Below are 14,643 nucleotides of genomic sequence, written 5' to 3'. Positions count from 1 at the left end.
AGGTTCATTCCATGACCAAGGAACTTGGCGTCGGCATCATCGGATGCGGCAACATCTCCACCACCTATTTCAAGCTTGCGCCGCTTTTCAGGGGCATCAAGGTCGTTGCCTGCGCGGATATCAACCCGGCGGCAGCCGAAGCGCGCGCCGCCGAATACGGCGTCAAGGCTGAGAGCATCGAGGCGCTGCTTGCCAACCCGGATGTCGACATCGTCGTCAACCTGACGATCCCTGACGCGCATTTCCCGGTGTCGAAGAGCATTCTGGAAGCAGGCAAGCACGTCTACTCGGAAAAGCCGCTGGTGCTGTCGCTGGAGCAGGGCGAGGAACTGCGCGCTCTTGCCAAGGCGAAGGGCCTGACGGTCGGCTGCGCGCCCGATACCTTCCTCGGCGGTGCGCATCAACTTGCCCGCAGCTTTATCGACGCCGGCAAGATCGGTCGCGTCACGTCGGGCACGTGCCACGTGCTCAGCCCGGGCATGGAGATGTGGCATCCGAACCCCGACTTCTTCTTCCTGCCAGGCGGCGGGCCGATCCTCGATCTCGGGCCTTACTACATTGCCAACCTGATCAACCTGATCGGTCCGGTGAAGCGCGTGGCGGCCCTGTCGTCGATGGCCAATCCGACGCGCACGATCACCAGCGAACCGCGCAACGGCGAAGAAATCCCGGTGAAGACGCCGACCAACATCCACGCGCTGCTGGAATTTGTGAACGGCGCGACGATCACGCTGTCGGCGAGCTGGGATGTCTGGTCGCACCGCCACGCCAACATGGAACTCTACGGCACGGAAGGCTCCATCTTCGTGCCCGATCCCAATTTCTTCGGCGGCAAGGTGGAAGCAAGCGGCCGCGACAAGAACATCCAGCCGCTCGAAATGTGGGATCATCCCTTTGCGGTCGAAAACCAGGAGCATCCGCAGGGGCCGATGGCGAACTACCGCACCGCCGGTCTCGCCGACATGGCGATCGCCATTCTCGAGGGGCGTGATGCCCGCTGCTCGCTCGAGCGCGCGCTGCACGGCGTCGATGTGATGGTGTCGATCCTGAAATCCGGCGAGGAAGGGCGGTTCATCGAACTGACGACCACCTGCACCCAGCCGGCCGCACTTGGGATCGAGGAGGCGCAGGCGCTGCTGATCGAGACGGAAGAAGAAATATCGGGAAATCGTGCCGCTGCCGCTTCATAGCCGCACCGGACCAGTCTAGACGTTGCTGAACAGGGGTTTCCGCAATCGCGGAAACCCTTCTCGTTTGCAGGATGGCGGGTGTTTGCCGCCATCGATATCGCGGAGGAATTGCGATGACCTGGCTACCGGCGGAAAACCGCTACGACACCATGAAGTACAACCGCGTCGGCCGCTCCGGCCTGAAGCTGCCGGCGATCTCGCTGGGGCTCTGGCACAATTTCGGCGGCGACACCCCGCACGATCGCAAGGTCGACATGTGCCGCACCGCCTTCGACCTCGGCATCACCCATTTCGACCTCGCCAACAATTATGGCCCGCCTCCGGGCTCGGCTGAAACTGCCTTCGGCGAAATCATGCGCACCGATTTCGCGCATCTGCGCGACGAGCTGATCATCTCGTCCAAGGCCGGCTACGACATGTGGGCGGGTCCCTATGGCGAGTGGGGCAGCCGCAAGTATCTGATCGCGTCTTGCGACCAGAGCCTGAAGCGCATGGGTCTCGACTATGTCGACATCTTCTATTCGCACCGCTTCGATCCGGACACGCCGCTGGAAGAAACCTGCGGCGCGCTCGACCACATTGTGCGCTCGGGCCGTGCGCTCTACGTCGGCATCTCCTCCTACAACTCGCAGCGCACCCGCGAGGCGGCCGCGATCCTGAAGGAGCTTGGTACGCCCTGCCTGATCCACCAGCCGAGCTATTCCATGCTCAACCGCTGGATCGAGGATGACGGTCTCGTGCACACGTTGGAAGATCTCGGCATCGGCTCGATCGTCTTTTCGCCGCTCGCCCAGGGCATGCTGACAACGAAGTATCTCGGCGGCATTCCGCAGGACAGCCGTGCCGCACAGAACCACTTCCTCAAGAAGGACTTCATCCGGCCCGAGATCATCGACAACATCCGCAAGCTCAACGGCATTGCCGAAAAGCGCGGGCAGACGCTGGCGCAGATGGCGCTTGCCTGGGTGCTGCGCGGCGGACGCATCACCTCGGCGCTGATCGGCGCCAGCCGTTCCGAGCAGATCGTCGATTGCGTCAAGGCGCTCGAAAACGACACGTTCACGGCGGAAGAACTGGCCGAGATCGATCTTTACGCCCGCGAAGCGGACGTCAATCTCTGGGCGACTTCGGCGGAGCTCTAGTTAGCCGAAAATATTGATTTGCCTCGATTTTGGGCAATGAACGCTGCCTTCCGGCGCATTAGACAAAAGTCGAATATGCGCCGGAAAGCGTCCGCTGGACATGCATAAGTGAGCGTGTAAGGTGCGTCGATGCCGCCGGTTCGCGTTGCGATACGGATGGCTCTGAGGCATGTCGCGCGAGAGTGCGAAGCGGTTTTGTGATGACGGCATGCGCAGCAATAAAAAAGGGAAAGCGCAGGGAGCGATCGTCAGAGATCGCGATGCGCTTGAGGAGGAGGAGCGGGGCCTCGCACGTGCCGCAAGGGCGGTGAGGTTCCATTGGGCGGAGGCGCGGCTAAGGTCGCGCCGGATTCTGCCTTGGCGGAAATAGGGAGGAACCATGGATCGCCGTTCATTCATTAAAAACGCAAGCCTCGGTGGCTTGGCCGCGGCCGGCGCATCTGCGCTCGCATCGCCGGCCATCGCGCAGGCAAACCCCAAGATCAACTGGCGCCTTGCCTCGTCGTTCCCCAAGTCGCTGGACACGATTTATGGCGGCGGCGAAGTCCTGTCCAAATACGTCTCCGAAGCCACTGACGGCAATTTCCAGATCCAGGTGTTCGCAGCCGGTGAAATCGTGCCCGGTCTGCAGGCGGCTGACGCGGCTGCTGCCGGTACGGTCGAAGCCTGCCACACGGTCGCATACTATTACTGGGGCAAGGACCCGACCTGGGCGCTCGGCGCGGCCGTTCCTTTCGCTCTCAACGCGCGCGGCATGAACGCCTGGCACTACCATGGCGGCGGCATTGACCTCTTCAACGAATTCCTGGCGACCCAAGGCCTCGTCGGTTACCCCGGCGGCAACACCGGCGTGCAGATGGGCGGCTGGTTCCGCAAGGAAATCAAGACCGTTGCCGACATGCAAGGCCTGAAGATGCGCATCGGCGGCTTTGCCGGCAAGGTGGTCGAAAAGCTCGGCGTCGTGCCGCAGCAGATCGCCGGCGGCGACATCTATCCCGCGCTCGAAAAGGGCACCATCGACGCTGCCGAATGGGTCGGCCCCTATGACGACGAGAAGCTCGGCTTCTACAAGGTCGCGCCTTACTACTACTATCCCGGCTGGTGGGAAGGTGGCCCGACGGTTCACGCCATGTTCAACAAGGCGGCCTTCGACGGCCTGCCGAAGAACTACCAGTCGCTGCTTCGCACCGCTTGCCAGGCAACCGACGCGAACATGCTGCAGAAGTACGACTACCTGAACCCTTCGGCGATCAAGCGCCTGGTTGCCGCCGGCGCCAAGCTCAGCCCGTTCAGCGCGGAAATCCTGTCGGCCTGCTTCGACAAGGCAAACGAAGTCTATGCCGAAATGGAAGCCACGAACCCGACCTTCAAGAAGATCTGGGACTCGATCAAGGCATTCCGCGGCGAATACTACCTGAATGCCCAGATCGCCGAATACAACTACGATACCTTCATGATGATCCAGCAGCGCGGCGGCAAGCTCTAAGCTTTCCCCTGCACCCGATTGCCAGAGGCCACCCGCAACTTCGGTTGCGGGTGGCTTTTTCATTCCTTCTCACGATCGGCATCGCCGCCTGATTTCGTGGTAGGGTTGCGGCGTCAATTCCTGACGAGGAGGGTGTCATGCCGAGCGAAAGCCAATCGATCGTGCACGGACCGGATGGCGGCCGGCGCTACGACATGGGCGCGATACAGGCGGTGTTCAAAGCCGACGGCCCGGAAACGCAAGGCCGGTTCTCAATTTCCGAATGGTGGGTGGAGGCGCGGCACGAAGGGCCGGGCGCGCACAGCCATGACGACAATGACGAAATCTTCTACGTGATCGAGGGAACGGCCAGCATCCTCGTCGGCGACACCTGGTACCGGATGGAGAAGGGATCGATCTGCGTCATCCCACGCGGCACCCTGCACGACTTCCGCAACGAGAGCACCGCGCGCATGGGGCTTCTCAACGTGTTTGTGGGTGGGCCGTTCGAGGAGATGATGCCCATGATCGTCGACTGGTACCGCGACAATCCGGCAAAACGACTGGACTGAGCGGGGTCGCTCGCCGCATGCCGCAATCGTCCTGCCCATTGGCTGAGGTCAAGGCCGGAAGATGGTCTCCTGGCGAGAGGCGTATGCCTCTTCCCCTCATCTTCGCCCTTGTGGCGGAGATCCAGCGACCCCACGTCCGTGGGGTCAAAAGACTGTTTTAGCCCAATAACTTGGGCTGACTGGATTCCTGTGACGAGCACAGGAATGAGGGTGGGGTGGTCGGCGCAAACGCCTTGCTGCAAGCTTCCAGTGACTGGATACATCCTTGCCGAAATGAAAAGGGCGGCCGATGGGCCGCCCTTCGTATTTCCATCTGCCAGTCCGTTCTACTTGAACGACGGCGGCTGGCTGAGGTCGTTTGACGGTGCCGTCTGCGGCTGAGCACCTGGGCTGCCAAACGAAGGCGGCTGGCTGAGGTCGTTCGATGGTGCTGTCTGCGGCTGGGCGCCGCCCTGGTCGGCCGGCTTCTGGTCGAGCGGGCTGCCGCCTGGAAGCTGCAGGCCGCCGGGAAGACCGAGGCCGCCACCGCCGGCGCCGAAACCAGGCACCTCGATCTTGATCGTGTTCGGATCGACGACAGTCCCTGTTCCCTTGTAGTGCATGACCATCTGCGGGAACATGATCGTCAGCGCCACCATCAAGAGCTGGATGCCGACAAAGGGCACTGCACCCCAGTAGATCTGGCCTGTCGTCACCGGCTGGATCGTCTTGCCGGTGATCTTGTCGAGATAGGGCACCTTGGCCGCGACCGAGCGCAGATAGAAGAGCGCGAAGCCGAAGGGTGGATGCATGAAGCTGGTCTGCATGTTGATGCCGAGCAGCACGCCGAACCAGATCAGGTCGATGCCGAGCTTGTCGGCAGCCGGAGCCAGGAGCGGCACGATGATGAAGGCAAGCTCGAAGAAGTCGAGGAAGAACGCCAGGAAGAAGACGAGCAGGTTGACCGCGATCAGGAAGCCCGTTTCGCCACCCGGCATTGCCGTCAGCAGATGTTCGACCCAGATGTGCCCGTTGACCCCGTAGAAGGTCAGCGAGAATACGCGGGCACCGATCAGGATGAACAGCACGAAGGCCGAAAGCCTTGTCGTTGCCGTCAACGCGCCGCGCACCACGTCCATGGTGAGGCGCCCCTTGGCCGCGGCCATGATCAGGGCACCGACGGCACCCATGGCGCCACCTTCGGTCGGCGTGGCGATGCCGAGGAAGATGGTGCCGAGCACCAGGAAGATCAGCGCCAGCGGCGGGATCAGCACGATGATGACCTGCTGGGCAAGCCGCGACATCGCGTTAAACTTCAGGCCGCGATCGAGCAGTGCGACGACGTAGATGAAGCCGACGCCGACGGTTGCGCCGAGAATGTCGGCGTTTTCGCCATGGGTCGGATAGAGATAGATGTGCGCCGCATAGGCAAAGGCGCCGGCGACGAGGAGGGCGATGATCAGCGACGTGACGCCGGAGCCGAGGGTGCGGGCTGCCAGTGGCAGTGCCGGCATCGAGTCGCGCCGGACGAAGGTCATGATCAGGATGTAGACCATGTAGAGGCCGGTCAGAACCAGGCCCGGAATGAGGGCGCCGGCATACATGTCACCGACCGAGCGGCCGAGCTGGTCGGCAAGGACGATCAGCACCAACGACGGCGGAATGATCTGCGCGAGCGTGCCGGAAGCGGCAATGACGCCCGAGGCAACCTTCCGGTCATAGCCGTAGCGCAGCATGATCGGCAGCGAGATCAGGCCCATCGCGATGACGGACGCGGCAACCACGCCGGTGGTGGCTGCAAGCAGCGCGCCGACGAAGATGACCGCATAGGCAAGACCGCCGCGGATCGGGCCGAAGAGCTGGCCAATGGTATCAAGCAGGTCTTCCGCCATGCCCGATTTCTCGAGCACGATCCCCATGAAGGTAAAGAAGGGGATGGCGAGCAATGTATCGTTCGACATCACCCCCCAGAACCGGTCGGGCAAAGCGTTGAGCAATGGCCATGAGAGGTTGATCGAATCCGACATGGGAGCGAGCTCCACGCCGATGATGAAGAACAGGAGACCGTTGGCGGCAAGCGAGAAGGCGACAGGATAGCCCAGCAGCAGGAACACGATCAGCGAAACGAACATGATCGGTGCCAGGTTTTCAGCAATGAATTCGATCATGGACGGGCCTCCGGGGCGACGACGTCGTCAAGCGGCGCATGGGTCGGCACGTAAGGTGTCGGGTCGTCCATGTTGCCGGTCATGATCGCGACCTTCTTGATGATTTCCGACACGCCCTGGAAGGCGAGCAAAAGGAAGCCGAAGAGCAAGATAGCCTTTGCCGGCCAGATGATCAGGCCGCCCGCACTGGACGACACTTCGCCCGAGACGAAGGACATCTTCACATAGGGAAAGAGGTAATACAGCACCAGGAGCACGAAAGGCATCAGGAAGAAGACATGGCCGAACAGGTCGATCCAGTGCTGCACGCGGCGCGAGAACTGGCCGTAGACCACGTCGATGCGGATATGCTCGTTCTGGCTCAGCGTGTAGGCGGCTGCAAACATGAAGGCGGCACCGAACAGATACCACTGCGCCTCTAGCCAGGCGTTCGACGACATGTTGAAGATTTTCCGGATGACGGCATTGCCGGCGCTGACGAGCACAGCAACCAGAATGAGCCAGGAGACCGATTTGCCGATGAACTCGGTAATCGTGTCTATGAGTCGGCTGAAGCCGAGTAACGCTTTCATCGATTTCCTCCCCGCAGTGGCTGTTTTGGTTTTTGTGCCAAGCACAGGCAGAGTGCCGATTTCAAGCCCGCGTTCAAGTCCGAGGCTCGATTTTCCCTGTTAGTTCCGCCACCCCAGACTAAAGTCGAATAGAGCTATCAGGCGATTGCCCAATCATTGGGCACAACAGGGCATGACCCAGTATCGTCAGGGGGTTCCACTTGGAAATCTGAAGGCGGGGAATGACGATACTGCCGGATTCCCATGGGCGTCGCCCTATGTCGCATAGCTAACTGCAACGTTGCAGTCTTGAAAATCGTGATGGTTTGGGGCTGGATGTGGTCGATAAACGGAGGAAGTGCCCGGTATGACTGCCCTGATTCGCAACCCGATCCTGCCCGGCTTCAACCCGGATCCGTCGATCTGCCGCGTCGGCGAGGACTACTACATCGCCACGTCCACGTTCGAGTGGTATCCGGGTGTCCAGATCCATCATTCGCGCGATCTGGTAAATTGGCGGCTGGTGCGCCGGCCGCTGGAGCGGGCAAGCCAGCTCGACATGCGCGGCAATCCCGATAGCTGCGGCGTCTGGGCGCCGTGCCTTTCCTATGACGATGGGCTGTTCTTTCTCGTCTATACCGACGTCAAGCGCTTCGACGGCAACTTCAAGGACGCGCACAATTACATCGTCACGGCGGAGGCGATCGAGGCGGTCTGGTCCGATCCGGTTTACGTGAATTCCTCCGGCTTCGACCCGTCGCTGTTCCATGACGATGACGGCCGCAAGTGGTTTCTGAACATGCAGTGGAACCACCGCAGCGAGAGCTTCGGCGGCTCGCCCAAACATCCGGCCTTCGACGGCATCCTGCTGCAGCAATGGGACGAGCGAAAGCGCAGGCTTACCGGGCCGGTGAAGAACATCTTTGCCGGCTCGTCGCTGGGTCTGGTCGAGGGGCCGCATCTCTTCAAGCGCAATGGCTGGTACTATCTGACGACGGCGGAGGGCGGCACCGGATACGATCATGCCGTGACCATGGCGCGTTCGCGCACGATCGACGGTCCTTACGAGATGCATCCGGATACTTACCTGATCACCTCGAAGGACCATCCCGACGCGCCGCTGCAGCGCGCCGGGCACGGGCAATATGTCGAGACGCCCGATGGGCAGGCCTATCACACGCATCTCTGCGGCCGACCGTTGCCGCCCCAGCGCCGCTGCACGCTTGGCCGCGAGACGGCGCTGCAGAAATGCGTCTGGCGCGACGATGGCTGGCTCTATCTGGAAAACGGCGGGCCGGTTCCCGAGATCACAGTGGCAGCCCCGGCCGGCGCCCGGGCCCCGTCGTCGCCGCGTGTGGTCGAGACCGATTTCGATGAAACGGCGCTGCCGTCCGAATTCCAATGGCTGCGAACGCCGCTGCCCGAGCGGATCTTTTCGCTGGAAAGACGGGCAGGGCATTTGCGGCTCTTTGGCCGCGAGAGCATCGGCAGCTGGTTCGAGCAGGCGCTCGTTGCCCGCCGGCAGGAGCATCACTCCTTCCGCGCCGAAACCACCGTCGAATTCGCGCCCGGGACCTACCAGCAGGTGGCCGGGCTCGCGCACTACTACAACCGCCACAAGTTCCATGCGCTCGGCCTGACCTGGCATGAGACACTCGGGCGGGCGTTGACGATCCTGTCCTGTCCGGGCGACTTCCCGCATGGCCGGCTGCAGTTTCCCATCGGAAGCGGCATCGCCGTTCCGACGGGACCGATCGAGCTTGCCATGGAGGTGCGTGACAATGACCTGCAGTTTTTCTGGCGCGCCGACGGCGAGATGGAGTGGCAGGCGATCGGCCCGGTTCTCGATGCCGGTGTGGTGTCGGACGAGGGTGGCCGCGGCGAGCACGGATCCTTCACCGGGGCCTTCGCTGGCATGTTCGCGTTCGACACATCGGGCGCGGGACTGCCGGCGGATTTCGATCGTTTCCGTTACGTCAGCTTGTCCGAGTGAAGTGCACGTTTGTAAGGAAACGCTCATAAGCATAGAATATCATTACGTATTTGTAATGTAGTGTTTCATATTCGGTTCAGGAAGTCGGGCCTATTTTCGGGGTGCAAATAACGAAAGGAATACCCCGATGAAACGTCTCCTGACCGCCCTGGTCGCCAGCTCCTTCCTGATCACGCCGGTCGCCGCCTTTGCGCAGCCGGCAGGTTCCTTCGAAGTCGCCCAGAACCATGACCGCTACCAGCGCCATCAGGTTGATCGCCACATGGACCGCAACGTGGAGCGCCGTGGTGACAGGCACGTGACCATCGAAAAGCGGGTCACCATCGAAAAGAGGGAACGCTGGTCCCGCGGCCATCGCCTGAGCCCGGCCGAGCGCCGCCATATGGCGCAGGTGCGTGACTACCGCCGCTACAAGCTGCGCCAGCCGCCGCGTGGCCAGCAGTGGGTGCGCGTCGACAACGACTTCCTGCTGATCAGCCTGGCGACCGGCGTCATCGTCGGCCTGGCATCGACGCGTTAAGCCAAGCGATCGGGGCAGCCTTCGGGCTGCCCCTTCGACTTTTGGCAGATCCCCAAATGCCTGTCTGACGAAACGCCGACCCCTTCCTCCTCCTCCCGGGGGCTACGTTGTCGTTCGACGCATCGGCGGGAGATCTTCAGGCTCGGTCCGTTCCCGCTTTCCGAACAGCAGAAGCTCCAGCGGTCCCACCGGCACAGGACCTTCCTCTACCTCATCTCGCCCGTCGAAGAACGGATCGAACATCGGCACCGGCCTGCCGGCCGCATTGAGCCCCATGCAGGTGAAGCGCAGCCGGCGCGGCCTCTGTCCCGTTGCCTGCATCAGGCCGCCCGCTGCGACCAGCTTGCGAAGGGATCCGGCAGATCCCGCCAGCGGTCCGGCTGAAAGCTGGTGTCTTTGACGAGGCACGCATCGAGTTCGGCGCTCAGCGCGGCCTGGTCCATCGGGTCGGCGCCGATGAAGACGATCTCCTGGCGACGGTCTCCCCAGACGGGGTCGATATAGGGGCCGACAGCCCTGAGGAAGCCGGGGTCGCGCGGCCATTGCTCCCTCGGCACGGCTGCCCACCACAGGCCCATCTTCGACGTTCTGACCAGCGCGCCAGCCTGGCTCAACTCGCCGACATGATAGGGCCGCGTTGCCAGCCAGAAGAAGCCCTTGGCGCGCACCACGCCCGGCCAGGAGCGGTCGAGAAACGCCTGAAAGCGCGTGGGATCGAACGGACGGCGCGCCTTGTAGACGAAGGAGCGGATACCGTATTCCTCGGTTTCCGGGATATGATCCTTGAAGCCGTGCAATTCCTTGTACCAGAGCGGGTGCTGCTCGGCCCTGGCAAGGTCGAAGCGGCCGGTGCCGAGCACGTCGCGCAGTTCCACCTTGCCGAAATCCACTTCGACCAGCCGCGCGTCCGGGTTCAGTCCGACGATGATCTTGCGGGCGGCATCGCGCTGCTCAGGCGTGGCCGTGCCGATCTTATTGAGGACGACGACATCGGCAAATTCGATCTGCTCCACCAGCAGATCGACCAGGGTGCGGGTATCGCCTTCGCCTGCGGTCTCGCCACGATCGGCGAGGAAATCGAGCGAGGAATAATCCGCCAGCAGATTGGCGGCGTCGACGACGGTCACCATCGTGTCGAGGCGGGCGACGTCGGCAAGGCTCTCGCCGTTCTCATCACGAAAGTCGAAGGTTGTGGCGACGGGCAGGGGCTCCGAAATGCCGCTCGATTCGATCAGCAGGTAGTCGAACCGGTTCTGTTCGGCGAGCTGGCGGACCTCACGCAGGAGATCGTCGCGCAGCGTGCAACAGATGCAGCCATTGGTCATTTCGACCAGTTGCTCCTCGGTGCGCGACAGGTTGGCGCCGCCTTCGCGGATCAGTGCGGCGTCGATGTTGATCTCGCTCATGTCGTTGACGATCACGGCAACACGCAAGCCGTCGCGGTTGGTCAGCACATGGTTGAGCAACGTCGTCTTGCCGGCGCCGAGAAAGCCGGACAGCACGGTCACAGGAAGCTTTTCCATATCAATTCCTATATGTTATACCATTACGTAAATTGAGGAAAGAAAAGGGCGGGCGCGGACGCCCACCCCTGCCGCCTCAAAGGCGGATTTCTCCGCCTTGACAGACGGGCTTGCCGCCTTGGGAGGACGGTTCAGCTTGCCGACGTGAGGCAGGTCTTCAGCGACGTGCCGATGCCTTCCATCAGCTGGAAATAGAGATCCGGGCCGGCATCAAGCGTGGCCGCTTCCGGGTCTAGCGTTCCGGATTTCGCCGGCGTGCCCTCGATCACCACATTGATCAGCTTCGGCTCGAATTGCGGCTCGGCGAAAACGCAGGTCGCGCCGAGTTCCTTGATCTTGGCATGGATCTGCGACAGCCGCTCGGCACCGGGCAGAACCTCCGGGCTGACGGTGATCGAGCCGGCCACCCGCACCTGGTAGCGGTGCTCGAAATACTGGTAGGCATCATGGAAGACGATGAAGGGCTTGTCCTTCACCGGTGCGACGGTTTCAACGAGGGACTTGTCGAGCGCGTCTAGCCGCTCGCCGAGCTTGTCGAGGTTGGCCTTGTAGGTGGCCGCATTGTCCGGATCGGCTTCGGCGAGGGTCTTTTCGATCGCCGCCGCCATCGCCTTGGCGTTCTGCGGGTCGAGCCACAGGTGCATGTCGAAACCATCGTGATCGTGATCATGACCCTCATGCGCGTGGTCGTGATCATGGGCTGCAGCAGCTTCGGGCGCTGCGGCGTGGTCGTGTTCCGCCTCACCCTCGGTGTGTTTATGGCCTTCTTCGCCGTGACCGGCTTCGCCTTCGTGGCCCTCATGGCCATGATCATGTGCCTCGAAGGCGCCGCCTTCGCGGAATTTCAGCTTCTCAAGCCCGGGCACCTCGCTGAGTTCCACCACCTTGGCGCCGCCGCTCAAGGCATCGAGCGGCTTGTCGAGAAAGGCCTCAAGGCCGGGTCCGACCCAGAACACCACCTTGGCCGCCTGAAGTGCCGCAGCGTTCGATGGCTTCATGTTGTAGGTGTGGGGAGAGGCGGCACCCTCGACGATCAGCGCGGGTTCACCAACGCCCTGCATGATCGATGCGACGAGCGAGTGGACAGGCTTGATCGAAGCCACCACATTAGGTCCCGCAGCCGCAACGGGCGACGACAACAGGATGGTGGAGGCAAACAGCAGGGCGGAAGACGATTTCATCGGTTTCTCCGGGCTTGAATGTCACGCAAGTCCCTGAACTTGTTCAGTTTTCTGTCAGAGGCAGGCGCAGTTCGGACACTTGAAACACCACGCACACATCAGGTTGAACGTGTCGATGTTTCAATGTAATGTTATTACATCAATTGCGTTATGCTATAACGTGTGCGATAGCCAGTGGCAACCGCCAATCCGGAATTTTTTTGATGCTGAATTTCCGATCCCCAGAAACGACACCGCTGGTGCGGTTGAACAATGCCGGTGTTCGCCGCAACGGCCGCTGGCTGGTGCGCGGCGTCGAGTTTTCGATCAGCCCCGGTGAGATCGTCACCTTGATCGGGCCCAATGGCTCCGGCAAGTCGACGACGGCAAAGACCGCGATCGGCGTGCTGAAGGCCGACGAAGGCTACGTCGAGCGCAAGCCGGGTCTGAAGGTGGGCTATGTCCCGCAGAAGCTTTCCGTCGACTGGACGCTGCCCTTGACGGTCGAGCGGCTGATGACCTTGACCGGGCCGCTGAAAGGCCGGGAAATCGAGGAGGCGCTGTCGGCGACCGGCGTGCTGCACCTGGCGAAGGCCGAGGTGCAACATCTGTCAGGCGGCGAATTCCAGCGGGCGCTGCTCGCGCGCGCGATTGCCCGCAAGCCGGACCTGCTGGTGCTTGACGAACCGGTGCAGGGGGTCGATTTCAGCGGCGAGATTGCGCTCTATGAACTGATCAAGCAGATCCGCAACCGCACCGGCTGCGGCATCCTCCTGATCTCGCACGACCTGCATATCGTCATGGCCGAGACCGACACGGTCGTCTGCCTCAACGGCCATGTCTGCTGCACCGGCACGCCGCAGGCCGTCAGCCAGAGTCCTGAATACCAGAAGCTCTTCGGCCGCCGTGCCGCCAGCACGCTTGCGGTTTATAGCCACAACCACGACCACACCCATCTGCCCGACGGGCGCGTGCTGCATGCGGATGGTTCGATCACCGAGCACTGTTATCCCGGCGACGGCCATCACCACGACGAGGACGACAACGTGCATGACCATGGCGACGATTGCGGCTGCGGTCACCATAGCCGCCTGCATGGCTTCGAATTGAAGGAGAAGCGCGATGCTTGACGATTTCTTCGTCCGGGCGCTGATCGCCGGCATCGGCATCGCCGTCATGGCGGGCCCGCTCGGCTGCTTCGTTATCTGGCGGCGCATGGCCTATTTCGGCGACACCATGGCGCATTCGGCGCTGCTGGGTGTGGCCTTGTCCTTGCTCCTCGATCTCAACCTGATGGTGGCGGTGTTCATCGTCGCGGCTGCCGTCTCCATACTGTTGCTCTTCCTGCAGCGGCGCGGGGCGCTGTCGACCGACGCGCTGCTCGGCATCCTCTCGCATTCGGCACTGTCGATCGGGCTCGTTATCGTCGCCTTCATGACCTGGGTGCGCATCGATCTCGTCGGCTTTCTCTTCGGCGACATCCTGGCGGTGTCGGAATCCGACATCGACATCATCTGGGGCGGCGGCATCCTGGTGATCTTCGCCATCGTCTATCTCTGGCGGCCGCTGCTGGCCTCCACAGTCAATCCGGAACTTGCGGAAGCGGAAGGCATGAAGCCGGAGCGGGCGCGGCTGTTCTTCATGCTACTGATGGCATTGGTGATCGCCATTGCCATGAAGATCGTCGGCATCCTCCTGATCACGTCGCTGCTGATCATCCCGGCGGCGACGGCACGACGCTTTGCGACATCGCCTGAAATCATGGCTGTTCTCGCCTCGGTCATCGGCGCGCTTGCCGTGACCGGCGGACTTTTCGGCTCGCTGCACTGGGATACGCCTTCGGGACCGTCTATCGTCGTTGCCGCACTTGCGCTTTTCGTACTGAGTCTGCTGCCGATCGGGCGGCGCCGGTTGGAGACAGCGTCTCATTCCACGCCTGGAGGGCATCATTGATGGCGACCCCGCAACTGACCAAGAACCAGACAATGGTGATGGATGCGCTCAGCCATTCCGAAGGCCCCTTGAGCGCCTATACCATTCTCGACAAGCTGCGCGACCAGGGGTTTCGTGCGCCGCTGCAGGTCTATCGCGCGCTCGACAAGCTGCTCGAATACGGCCTGGTGCATCGGCTCGAAAGCCTCAATGCCTTTGTTGCCTGCACATGCCCGCACGAGCATGAGCACGACCATGGCGTAACGGCGTTCACGATCTGCGAGGGATGCGGGCAGGTAACCGAGTTCCACGACATCGCGATCGAGCAGCGGCTGTCGGCACTGACGCGGGCGCAGAACTTCAAGACGGAAAAGACCACGATCGAGATCCGCGGCCATTGCCAGAGCTGCGCCTGACGGCGCGTGCATCGCTGTTTCCAGCGTAGCGT

General features: G+C 62.1%; 14 protein-coding genes. 9 read left to right on the top strand and 5 right to left on the bottom strand.

What is annotated here, in order from left to right:
* Positions 1-11: 11 nt before the first annotated feature.
* The 4 genes from LPJGGPFB_RS12705 (at position 12) to LPJGGPFB_RS12690 (ending at position 4,369) form a co-directional block, all read left to right on the top strand.
* Positions 12-1,190 (top strand): Gfo/Idh/MocA family protein, encoded by a 1,179-nt coding sequence (locus tag LPJGGPFB_RS12705; protein WP_173420232.1) that lies wholly within the window; start codon positions 12-14, stop codon positions 1,188-1,190.
* A gap of 113 nt (positions 1,191-1,303) precedes the next feature.
* A complete protein-coding gene (mgrA, locus tag LPJGGPFB_RS12700) occupies positions 1,304-2,332 on the top strand; it encodes an L-glyceraldehyde 3-phosphate reductase (RefSeq protein WP_173420231.1) in 1,029 nt (342 codons plus the stop codon).
* Between the two features lie 379 nt (positions 2,333-2,711).
* The gene (locus tag LPJGGPFB_RS12695) at positions 2,712-3,818 is read left to right on the top strand and encodes a TRAP transporter substrate-binding protein (protein WP_173420230.1); all 1,107 of its coding nucleotides are present in this window, start codon (positions 2,712-2,714) and stop codon (positions 3,816-3,818) included.
* Positions 3,819-3,955: 137 nt separating this feature from the next.
* Positions 3,956-4,369: a cupin domain-containing protein gene (locus LPJGGPFB_RS12690; RefSeq protein ID WP_173420229.1), complete on the top strand. Its 414-nt coding sequence runs from the start codon at positions 3,956-3,958 to the stop codon at positions 4,367-4,369.
* Between the two features lie 326 nt (positions 4,370-4,695).
* Here LPJGGPFB_RS12690 and LPJGGPFB_RS12685 read toward each other — a convergent pair whose 3' ends face one another.
* The gene (locus LPJGGPFB_RS12685) at positions 4,696-6,516 is read right to left on the bottom strand and encodes a TRAP transporter large permease (protein WP_173420228.1); all 1,821 of its coding nucleotides are present in this window, start codon (positions 6,514-6,516) and stop codon (positions 4,696-4,698) included.
* Entirely contained in the window at positions 6,513-7,088 is a 576-nt protein-coding gene (locus tag LPJGGPFB_RS12680) for a TRAP transporter small permease subunit (RefSeq protein WP_173420227.1), read from the bottom strand. The genes LPJGGPFB_RS12685 and LPJGGPFB_RS12680 overlap by 4 nt, the downstream gene beginning before the upstream one ends.
* 355 nt (positions 7,089-7,443) lie before the next feature.
* Here LPJGGPFB_RS12680 and LPJGGPFB_RS12675 point away from each other — a divergent pair, with 355 nt between their 5' ends.
* Positions 7,444-9,060, top strand: coding sequence for a glycoside hydrolase family 43 protein (locus tag LPJGGPFB_RS12675; protein WP_486599034.1), 1,617 nt, complete (start codon positions 7,444-7,446; stop codon positions 9,058-9,060).
* A 127-nt stretch (positions 9,061-9,187) separates the two neighbouring features.
* Complete coding sequence (locus LPJGGPFB_RS12670) at positions 9,188-9,580, top strand: RcnB family protein (RefSeq protein ID WP_173420225.1); 393 nt, start codon at positions 9,188-9,190, stop codon at positions 9,578-9,580.
* A gap of 102 nt (positions 9,581-9,682) precedes the next feature.
* Here LPJGGPFB_RS12670 and LPJGGPFB_RS12665 read toward each other — a convergent pair whose 3' ends face one another.
* The 3 genes from LPJGGPFB_RS12665 to znuA all read right to left on the bottom strand — a co-directional run bounded on the left by LPJGGPFB_RS12665 (position 9,683) and on the right by znuA (position 12,284).
* The gene (locus LPJGGPFB_RS12665; protein WP_173420224.1) at positions 9,683-9,901 is read right to left on the bottom strand and encodes a hypothetical protein; all 219 of its coding nucleotides are present in this window, start codon (positions 9,899-9,901) and stop codon (positions 9,683-9,685) included.
* On the bottom strand, positions 9,901-11,103 hold the full coding sequence (zigA, locus tag LPJGGPFB_RS12660; protein ID WP_210264384.1) for a zinc metallochaperone GTPase ZigA: 1,203 nt from the start codon (positions 11,101-11,103) through the stop codon (positions 9,901-9,903). Before zigA ends, LPJGGPFB_RS12665 begins: the two co-directional genes overlap by 1 nt.
* Positions 11,104-11,234: 131 nt before the next feature.
* On the bottom strand, positions 11,235-12,284 hold the full coding sequence (gene znuA / locus LPJGGPFB_RS12655; protein WP_173420223.1) for a zinc ABC transporter substrate-binding protein ZnuA: 1,050 nt from the start codon (positions 12,282-12,284) through the stop codon (positions 11,235-11,237).
* A gap of 203 nt (positions 12,285-12,487) precedes the next feature.
* Between znuA and LPJGGPFB_RS12650 the strand changes: the two genes are divergently transcribed.
* The 3 genes from LPJGGPFB_RS12650 to LPJGGPFB_RS12640 are packed head-to-tail and all read left to right on the top strand — an operon-like array spanning position 12,488 to position 14,611.
* Positions 12,488-13,393, top strand: coding sequence for an ATP-binding cassette domain-containing protein (locus tag LPJGGPFB_RS12650; RefSeq protein WP_173420222.1), 906 nt, complete (start codon positions 12,488-12,490; stop codon positions 13,391-13,393).
* The gene (gene znuB / locus LPJGGPFB_RS12645) at positions 13,386-14,216 is read left to right on the top strand and encodes a zinc ABC transporter permease subunit ZnuB (protein WP_025427319.1); all 831 of its coding nucleotides are present in this window, start codon (positions 13,386-13,388) and stop codon (positions 14,214-14,216) included. Before LPJGGPFB_RS12650 ends, znuB begins: the two co-directional genes overlap by 8 nt.
* Positions 14,216-14,611: a Fur family transcriptional regulator gene (locus LPJGGPFB_RS12640; protein WP_077503781.1), complete on the top strand. Its 396-nt coding sequence runs from the start codon at positions 14,216-14,218 to the stop codon at positions 14,609-14,611. The genes znuB and LPJGGPFB_RS12640 overlap by 1 nt, the downstream gene beginning before the upstream one ends.
* Positions 14,612-14,643: the final 32 nt, after the last annotated feature.

It is taken from the genome of Ensifer adhaerens (assembly GCF_013283195.1).
Taxonomy (GTDB): Bacteria; Pseudomonadota; Alphaproteobacteria; order Rhizobiales; family Rhizobiaceae; genus Ensifer; species Ensifer adhaerens_G.
This window is presented reverse-complemented; position numbering and strand designations above follow the sequence as displayed.

Excerpts from the sequence above, each read along its gene's own strand:
- LPJGGPFB_RS12705 (WP_173420232.1), top strand. The coding sequence starts at position 12 with ATGACCAAGGAACTTGGCGTCGGCATCATCGGATGCGGCAACATCTCC.
- mgrA (WP_173420231.1), top strand. The coding sequence starts at position 1,304 with ATGACCTGGCTACCGGCGGAAAACCGCTACGACACCATGAAGTACAAC.
- LPJGGPFB_RS12695 (WP_173420230.1), top strand. The coding sequence starts at position 2,712 with ATGGATCGCCGTTCATTCATTAAAAACGCAAGCCTCGGTGGCTTGGCC.
- LPJGGPFB_RS12690 (WP_173420229.1), top strand. The coding sequence starts at position 3,956 with ATGCCGAGCGAAAGCCAATCGATCGTGCACGGACCGGATGGCGGCCGG.
- LPJGGPFB_RS12685 (WP_173420228.1), bottom strand. The coding sequence starts at position 6,516 with ATGATCGAATTCATTGCTGAAAACCTGGCACCGATCATGTTCGTTTCG.
- LPJGGPFB_RS12680 (WP_173420227.1), bottom strand. The coding sequence starts at position 7,088 with ATGAAAGCGTTACTCGGCTTCAGCCGACTCATAGACACGATTACCGAG.
- LPJGGPFB_RS12670 (WP_173420225.1), top strand. The coding sequence starts at position 9,188 with ATGAAACGTCTCCTGACCGCCCTGGTCGCCAGCTCCTTCCTGATCACG.
- LPJGGPFB_RS12665 (WP_173420224.1), bottom strand. The coding sequence starts at position 9,901 with ATGCAGGCAACGGGACAGAGGCCGCGCCGGCTGCGCTTCACCTGCATG.
- zigA (WP_210264384.1), bottom strand. The coding sequence starts at position 11,103 with ATGGAAAAGCTTCCTGTGACCGTGCTGTCCGGCTTTCTCGGCGCCGGC.
- znuA (WP_173420223.1), bottom strand. The coding sequence starts at position 12,284 with ATGAAATCGTCTTCCGCCCTGCTGTTTGCCTCCACCATCCTGTTGTCG.
- LPJGGPFB_RS12650 (WP_173420222.1), top strand. The coding sequence starts at position 12,488 with ATGCTGAATTTCCGATCCCCAGAAACGACACCGCTGGTGCGGTTGAAC.
- znuB (WP_025427319.1), top strand. The coding sequence starts at position 13,386 with ATGCTTGACGATTTCTTCGTCCGGGCGCTGATCGCCGGCATCGGCATC.
- LPJGGPFB_RS12640 (WP_077503781.1), top strand. The coding sequence starts at position 14,216 with ATGGCGACCCCGCAACTGACCAAGAACCAGACAATGGTGATGGATGCG.